This window comes from Streptomyces mangrovisoli, from assembly GCF_000974985.2.
In the GTDB taxonomy this organism is placed as follows: Bacteria; Actinomycetota; Actinomycetes; order Streptomycetales; family Streptomycetaceae; genus Streptomyces; species Streptomyces mangrovisoli.
The window spans coordinates 22,888-30,933 of the sequence record NZ_LAVA02000109.1 but is presented as its reverse complement, the minus strand read 5'-3'; the positions used below and the strand labels follow the sequence as shown (position 1 = coordinate 30,933).

7 protein-coding genes are annotated in these 8,046 nt (G+C 69.6%); 5 read left to right on the top strand and 2 right to left on the bottom strand.

Translation table 11 applies throughout. The annotated features are described in order from the left end of the window. Positions 1-990 precede the first annotated feature (990 nt). From WN71_RS40455 to WN71_RS35150, 5 genes are all read left to right on the top strand, one after another. A complete protein-coding gene (locus tag WN71_RS40455) occupies positions 991-1,905 on the top strand; it encodes a helix-turn-helix domain-containing protein (protein ID WP_046589649.1) in 915 nt (304 codons plus the stop codon). 901 nt (positions 1,906-2,806) lie between these two features. Next, positions 2,807-3,172, top strand: coding sequence for an SH3 domain-containing protein (locus tag WN71_RS35165; protein WP_046589653.1), 366 nt, complete (start codon positions 2,807-2,809; stop codon positions 3,170-3,172). 237 nt (positions 3,173-3,409) lie between these two features. Further along, complete coding sequence (locus WN71_RS35160; protein ID WP_240529876.1) at positions 3,410-4,369, top strand: 5'-nucleotidase; 960 nt, start codon at positions 3,410-3,412, stop codon at positions 4,367-4,369. A 224-nt stretch (positions 4,370-4,593) separates the two neighbouring features. Next, complete coding sequence (locus tag WN71_RS35155) at positions 4,594-4,923, top strand: hypothetical protein (RefSeq protein WP_052743136.1); 330 nt, start codon at positions 4,594-4,596, stop codon at positions 4,921-4,923. 51 nt (positions 4,924-4,974) lie between these two features. Beyond that, positions 4,975-5,589: a hypothetical protein gene (locus WN71_RS35150; RefSeq protein WP_052743137.1), complete on the top strand. Its 615-nt coding sequence runs from the start codon at positions 4,975-4,977 to the stop codon at positions 5,587-5,589. Here the strand turns inward: WN71_RS35150 and WN71_RS35145 are convergent. Beyond that, positions 5,574-6,803 carry a hypothetical protein gene (locus WN71_RS35145; protein ID WP_052743138.1) on the bottom strand — a complete coding sequence of 410 codons (1,230 nt, stop codon included), beginning with the start codon at positions 6,801-6,803 and terminating at the stop codon, positions 5,574-5,576. The genes WN71_RS35150 and WN71_RS35145 overlap by 16 nt on opposite strands. Beyond that, complete coding sequence (locus WN71_RS35140; RefSeq protein ID WP_079178365.1) at positions 6,800-7,915, bottom strand: ImmA/IrrE family metallo-endopeptidase; 1,116 nt, start codon at positions 7,913-7,915, stop codon at positions 6,800-6,802. Before WN71_RS35140 ends, WN71_RS35145 begins: the two co-directional genes overlap by 4 nt. Positions 7,916-8,046: the final 131 nt, after the last annotated feature.

Sequence of the window (8,046 nt, the reverse complement as noted above, 5' to 3'; positions counted from 1 at the left end):
GGCGGTGGGCGCCGCCCACCGCAACACGTCCGACCTCGAACCCACGGCAGATCCACCCCTGCCGCACGCCCCGCCGACCCCTCCGTCCCGCCCCCGCCAGGCCGGCCCTTCCCGCCGCGACCGCTGCGCCCGCGGCCGAGCCGGCACAACGGCGCGCCCCTCGCCCCACGGGTTTGATGCCGGGTGTCGGTTATCCGTCTAGTTGAGATATGAGCATGGCTTGGAGCTGCAGAATCTCAACTGCACCCGTAGGGCTGATAGATGGGTGGCGCGGGCCCTCTGGTCTAGTCGTATGCGTGATATCGCCTTCGGAGGGCTTTAGCCATCAAGGTCTCTGACCTGCACTGTCCTAGATAGATCGAGAGTGTCTCAACTGCATTGATAATTACTTAGACTTGGGGAGAATGGTGGCGCCGCCTTCACTCTGCGAGTTGTGGCCGCGTCAACCTTGCCTGAGCACCCACGACTGACGAGCCGTGCGTGGTCGACGAGATGGGTATCGCCTGAAACCGCTTCCAGCTCAGGGGATTGGGACGCCTGCGCAACAACCCCTTCCCGGCCGACTGGCTGCCAGGTAGCCGTCAGGCCCAGATGCCCATACGGGGTTGCACGGGCAACTTCAGATGGGTGGGACGGCCCTGAGACATGGATGAGCGCGCTGGTTGGCGTGGCAGAACCTGGCTGACAGCATCGCTTGCATGCAACGGTCTGATTCGCAGCAACCGCAAGTGCAGCCCCTGTTGGACACGTCGAAGGAAGCACTCATGCCCGTGCCCCAATGCATCGCAGCCCTGCCGCCACACGTGCCAGCGTGGCCCCGGTGGGCTGCGTTCACCGCCGTCATCATCCTGATCATCGTGTTTCCCGGGCCGACTGCGCAGGCGGCCGCCACATGCGCCGTTCTGCTCGAGGGCGCTCTCCGGCTCATTCCGCAGCCCCTGCTGACCCCCACAAGCCGGACGCCCAGGCTGTCCCGAAGGACACACCACTGTGGCACGGCCTGAGACACCGATCGCCTCCTGCCCGGCCTCCCTGCACACCCTGGCCTCTTGGCTGCGCCTGCAGCGCACACAATCCGGGCTCAGCCTGGCCCAGTTGTCGCAGCGCACCACCCTCAGTAAAGCCACCCTCAGCCGTGCCGCGGCCGGACACCACATCCCCAGGCTGACCGTCGTGCGGGCCTACGCGCAGGCTTGCGACGCCAGTTCGGCCGAGGCTGAACGCCTGTGGAGACAGGCACGCTACGCACAACACAGCCAGTCCAGCGAAACAAACCAGCTCATCCACCTGGACTACGTCAACACCTACGCCGACCTCCATGCACAACTCCTGGACGCGTACCACCGCGACGGGAGCCGCCCCTACCGCGAACTCGAGCACCGGGCAGGCCATGGCCGGCTGCCACGCACCACCATTTGCCGGGTCCTCACCCGCAAGACGCGACCGCGCCGGGACTTTGTCATCGCCTTCGCCAGCGCTTGCGGTGTCACCGGCAGCAGCGCACTGGACGCCTGGGCGCATGCCTGGGACCGAGCTGAAGCCGCACGCCGACGCACCGGCCCCAGGGAGAACAGCCGCGCTCCAGAGCCCATCCAGCAGGATGCTCCTGTCGCAGGCAATGACCTGAGAGCGCCCGAACTGCTTCTGACGCCCGCCCTCGCCAGGCGGGCACCGGTCCTCACCAAGCCCGCTGACCGCGAGGCGTCGCGCGGTGTGCCCTGTACCGGCTGCGGTCACGGCATCACCACCTTCTCCGACGTCGCTGTTCAGATGGGCTCGCGGCTGTGGTGCCTGGCCTGCGGGCACGTCGCCAGGCCACATGGCCGACAACCCCGGCTGGTACTGGAACTGGGCACGCCACGCCCACCCAGCCTGGGCCACCCCGAACCGACCGTGGCGCCATGAACTGCGGCAACACCCGGATTCACCCAGCGAGGGCAGCCCGGTTGTGAGGCTGGCATACGAGCACCAACATGAACCGGCGCCCCCACCCAGCCGTGACATCCTCGAAGATCGCAGACAGTTCCCGCGTTCCAACGGGTACAAAGGACACCCGCTGAGCGTCCTGCAGGTCAGCCTGGGCTCTGCGAGCCTGGCGGTGCCAGGCGTCCGTCTGGCCGCAGCGACGTGCGCCAACGACACCGACGCCGGAGCTGTCGAGGAACTCGCCGTTCCCCTGCTGAACCAACTCGACGCTGATGAAGCGACAGCGATCGCGGGGGCATTGAGCTGGCTCGATAACCATCCCGCAGCCGTGCCGGCGGCCCACCTGGCCATCCACCCGGCTCCCGGCGTCCGACGCCTTGCTGCCGTGCGCTGGGCAGCCCAGACAGCGCACGACTGCGAGACCGGCACGAGGCTGGCAACCGATCCCGACCACCAGGTACGACACGAGCTGGCCGTTGCCGCTGCCCAGCCAGAGGATGCGGTCCTGGCCGGAGTACGGGACACCCTTGCCGCAGACCCGCGCTACAGCGTGCGCCGTGCCGTGGCATCTGCCGCCTGGACGAGGCATGGACGGGCAGCCGCCGCCTACTGTTGGCCGCTGCGCACGTAGTCGATCGCCAGCTTCCCGGTGAGGACAGAGAGCAACGCAAAAACGGCAGGCGGGCCGGCACGGGCGGTTGGGCTTGCCTGTGGCCGGGACCGCGAACGATCACCACCCGGGAACCGCTCCGGATCGGTTGGCGCTCACCCGTCTGATCGGACCGGCACAAGAAACCGGCTGCGGGAACGGGGCAGCCCGCAAGGATGATCTTGAGGTCGGACCCGTGACCATGCCTGCCCGTGGATGTGTTGGCCGGACATGACACGACGACTGTTCAAAGCGGCGATCGCTCCAGCCGCGGTCCTCGCCGCTTTCGCGGGAGCCGTCCCGGCGACGCAGGCCGGAGCGACCACGGGCAAGCCGCAGGCGTGCAACACCGACGGCGCCCCCGTGCAACTGCACACCACTGACGCCGTGCACCTGCGTGCAGGCCGCGGCGTCCATCGCCCCTCCCTGGCCGTACTGCCGAAGAACACCGATTTCTACGCCGAATGCTGGGGCCGGACGGCCCACGGCGCGTGGTGGGCGTACGGCAAGGTGGAGTCAGGCCGCCTCTCGGCCTCTTCCCGCAGCGGCCGGGGCTGGGTGGACGGTGACTTCGTCGCCACCGGCTACCGGCACTGAAACCGCCTGCGGCGGTACGGCGCTCCGGGCGAAGAGCAGCCGACGCACCCGGGCCCCGCGGCTGCAGCAGCGGAGCCGCGGGCCGGCAGGCGGACTGACGGCGGCCCGTGCGAGGCCGGGTGCGGTGTGGAGGGCTCGCCACCGAGCTGCACGGCGCACGCGTCGAAGAGCCTCCGCCCGGGGGCGCTGGTTACCATGAATGAAACGCATGTGCGAACTGATGTAAAGGGGAGCGCTGTGGCCTACGAACTCGATAAGCGCCTGGTCGTCGGAGTAGCCTCCAGCGCGCTGTTCGACCTGGCGGAGGCGGACGCCGTCTTCCGCGACCAGGGGGAGGAGGCCTATCGCGTCTACCAGGAGCGGCATCTGGACGACACCCTGGACAAGGGGGTGGCCTTCCCCTTCATCCGCCGCCTGCTGTCCCTGAACGACCTTTCGCCCGACGACCCTCTGGTCGAGGTGATCGTCCTGTCCCGCAACGATCCCGACACCGGCCTGCGGGTCATGCGGTCCATCCAGTCCCACGGCCTGTCGATCACCCGGGCCATCTTCATGCAAGGCCGTTCGCCGTACCATTTCATGCCGGCCCTGAACATGTCGCTGTTCCTGTCCGCGAACGCAGCCGACGTCCGCGAGGCCGTTGCGCTCGGACTGCCGGCCGGCCAGGTCCTGGGACGTGCGGCCGCAGACGACGAGAGCGACGACCAGGACCTGCGGATCGCTTTCGACTTCGACGGGGTCCTCGCCGACGACGCCTCGGAACAGGTCTACCAGGCCGACGGCATCGAGGGCTTCCGGTCCCACGAGACGATGAACGCCGCCACACCGCACGACCCGGGGCCCCTGCGGGACTTCCTCGCCAATGTCAACCGACTCCAGCAGCGCGAAGAAGAGCAGCGGACGGAGGATGCGGACTACAAGATCCGCGTCCATGTCTCCCTCGTCACCGCCCGCAACGCTCCCGCCCACGAACGCGCGGTGCGCAGCCTGAAGGGCTGGGGCGTGACCGTCAACGACGCGTTCTTCCTCGGCGGCATAGACAAGAGCACGATCATGGGGGTGCTCAAGCCGCACATCTTCTTTGACGACCAGGTCAGCCACCTGACCGGCACTTCCCGCAGCACGCCCAGCGTCCACGTGCCCTTCGGTGCGATGAACGCACCGCCGAGCCCCGCCCCTACCGACGCACCCCGGTAAGCGCGTGCGGCCTGCCCGGCATGCGGTGCACCTGAGCGATGCGGTGCGGCGCCACGGGAGTGCGGCAGCCGACAGGTGCGGCCGGTGGCCGCCGCAGAGACCCCCGGCAGCGGCAACAACAGCGGCCGGTTGGCGGACCCGGCAGTCCCTGCACTCCTCTGCCCGTCTGAGGGCATGACTCCCGCCCTCTTGACATCAGATTTGTGATTAGCGAATCATGAATCATGTCTCAAGAGGTCCTGGAGCGGCTGCGCGAGGCGTCCGTGCCGGTCTTCGGCAACCGCTACCGGGCGGAGCTGATGCTGGCTCTCGCCTCGGCGGACGGGCGCGGGGTGTGCCTGGGCGATCTCGCGGTGGCCCGGCAGGTGCAGGCGAGCGTCTACCACGCCCCGATGCGGGCACTGGTGGAGGCGGGCCTGGCCCGGAAACTGCCCCGCACGGTGGGGGAGAGGCGCCGCTGGTACCGGCGCAGCGACGACGACGCGCTCTGGCAGTGTCTCGCAGACCTGTTGAGCCGTTTGGCACAAGCGCCCGTACCCATGCGGGTTGGATAGACGACGGGGCCGCCGCGAGCGGCCGGGGCCCGGTGAGGCAGGGTGGAGGCCATGGCGACCTTGGCGAACTCCGTGATCGACCGTTCCATGCGGACGGCGTCAGCCGCTCTGTTGGAAGCAGGAACGCAGACCCAGGTCGCATCCCTGCAGGGTGTCGAGGCCCTGTTCTTCCACCGGCTGGATGCGGTCGAGCACGTGCGGCGCCAGCACGCCGACGCAGCCCGTCTGGACCGGATCGCGGCTCTGGAGACGCTCCTGGCCCTCCCGGTCGACATCCCCGTCCCGCTCGCCGAGCTCGACGCCGGCCAGCGGCGTGCCGTGCGGGCCCTGCCCGCCGGATGCGCAGACCGTGACCGCACGACGGTGACCCGGCGCGCGGTGCGCCCGGCAAGCGTCGACCTGGCGGTGGTCCGGGCCTCCGGGTGGCGCCAGGGGCTGCGCGACGCCGGCCGCTTCGCCCCGTTCTGCCGCCGCGCCATGCTGCTCACCCGGCAGCCGGCACAGCTGGACGAGGCCCTGGCCGAGGCCGACTTCTACGGCATCGGCGTCTTCCTCACCAGAGGCGACGGAGTCGAGATGGTGCTCGAGCCGGCCCCGTACCGGCCCACGCGGCACACCGCTGCCGCATGGTGCTTCGTCGAGGAGCTGTATCAGCTCCTGCGGTAGTTCTTCGCGTCCACCCGAGCGGGCGCCACCTCGTCGGCCGGGGCAGCCAGCGCCCACCGCTTGAGCTGCGCGGGAGCCTTGAACCCATCCGGCTGCTTCAGCTCCGCGTTCAGCAGCGGATAGCGGTCGACGGCGGCGAGGCAGCGCTCGTGCCACCACCGCTGGCGTGCGGTACCGGGAGCGACGGCGGTCAGCGTGCGCAGCCACTCCATCAGGACCGCCACATTATGTGCCGCCGCCCGCGCCTGCCTGTCGCCCGCGTTGTCGGCGAAGGAGTCCAGCGCCCGCTCTCCCGCGCACGCCGCGCAGGTGCAGACCGGGAGCGGGGCCCCCGCGAAACGATCGGCCAGCGTCTTGCCGAGGAAGAAGTCCATCAGCTCGGGGAACAGCACGTGCGGCGACGACGCGAAACCGCCGCCCTTCTTGCTGGTCTTGGCCTTCTCGCCGGGCGCGATGACGTGCCGCAGTCGGCTGCCCGCGCCGAACGCCGTGAACACCGCTCCCGCGGCCAGCGCACCGAAGGCCGCCAGGTCGGTGCGCAGCAGCGCCGTCCCCGGCACCTGCGCGACGATCTGCCGCAGGTGGCCGACGGCCCTGGGATGGCGGGCGAGCGGGTCCATCTGCCCTCCCAGCATGAGAGCCTTGGGCCCTTTCACCAGCTGCAGGTAGGCGATCAGCTGGCGTACGGAGTCCTCCTCCCGGAGCCAGCCCACGTCGATGGGCGCGGCGAAGACGACCTGCGGATCGTTCAGGGCGGCCACCTGCCGGACGGCCGCCTTGAGCGCGTCGGAGTCCTCCGCATGCAGGTAGCCGGTGGGGGTCAACGGAGCGGTGACGCCCGCGGCCCGCTGCTCCGCCAGTGACACGGCCAGCGGATCGTCGAAGGTGAACGTGCCCTCGGACACGTCAGGGAAAGGGTCCTCCTCGCTCGCCGCCCGCACCTCGTACACCCCGGGGTCCACCAGCAGCGGTCCGCTGAACGCTTCGGTCTCGCGCAGCCGTTTGGCCTGCTGCAGTGCGTTCGGGCCGCACAGGACCAGCCCGCTGCGGCCCGCGTCGAGCTGGGCGCGGAGAAAGCCGACGCGTGCCGGGCTCACGTGCAGCAGCATGCGGCCCTGCAGGACGCCCAGCGCACCGGCCAGAGCCTGGGGTGCGTCGGGAGGCTCGGTGAGATCCGAGCGAGGACGCGGCAGCGGAGCAGACGAGTCGGTCATGGCCTCACCTTCGAAGCGGCATGGGATAGCGAGCGGTCGCCTGCCAGGTACAGGCGCTCAAAGTCCTCGGGCAGCAGACGGGCGCAGGCCGCGGCCTGGCCGAGGTCCAGGCCGCGCTCCGACAGCAGTACATCGACGAGTGCGTCCACCTGCCGGGGCCGTTCCGGCGCGATGACGATGGGCTCGGCGGTGCGGTAGCCGAGCGCCGACATCTCCACCGCCACAGTGCGGTACTGCCAGTCGCTGAGAACGTTCAGGTCGACCGCGCGCCGCAGCAGGGCGCTCATGGACACCCGCCAGACACGCTTGAGTTCCGCCAGCCGCCCGAGACCGACCCCGCCGGCGAACGCCTGCCGGATGTCCGCCGCAGGCATCAGGAACTCCGATGCGAAGGCGTCGGCCTGCTTCTCCTGCTCTCCCGCGGTGCCGGGCTCGGTGTGCATCACCAGATGCCCCAGCTCGTGCGCGACGCTGAAGCGGCAACGGTCACCCGGGGCACGGTCATTGACCAGGACCAGCGGCATCTGATGGCCGTCCCACTGGCTGACGGCGTCCAGCAGATCGCTGCCCAGGTCCCGCATCACCACCCAGCCGCCCGCCTCCTCGACGGAAGCGATCACGTCGGCCACGGGCCCTGCGGGCATCCCCCACTCCCGGCGCACCTGCCGCGCGGCGTCCTTGGCCGTGGTGAAATCGTCCAGAACGACCTTCGGGAAGCGGTGTGCGCCCTCGCGGACCGCGGCGGCACCTGCCATGCCCGACACCTGCAGCCGTACCAGGGCGAGTTGGGCATGGATACGCCGCAGCGCCGGCGCCGACAGCGCCGCCCGCTTCCGGTGATGGATCAGCCCGATGCCCACCCCGCTCACCTGCGGGTCCGCACACAGCAGTTCCGGCGGGTAGCCCAGGGCGGTGGCATACAGCATCAGGCGGTCCTCGCCGACCGTTAGGCGTCCTGATTCCGCTCTGCTGACGTACCCCTGGGAGACGACGGCCGTCCCGTCCGACGCCTCGGTCATGGCGTCGGCGACCCCCGTCTGCGTCATCCCCCGCGACTCGCGCGCGAGCGCGAGCATCCCGGGATGTGCCTGCAGGTCACCTGACGCCGTCACACCACACCACCTCAGATCAGACCTCAGAAGATTAACACGAAATATTCCTAAGGGGATTCGGGAACCGCGTTACGCGGCTCACATCAACTCCCCACCGGTGCAGTCCGCGTAAGCGGCAGCGCTTTGAGCCC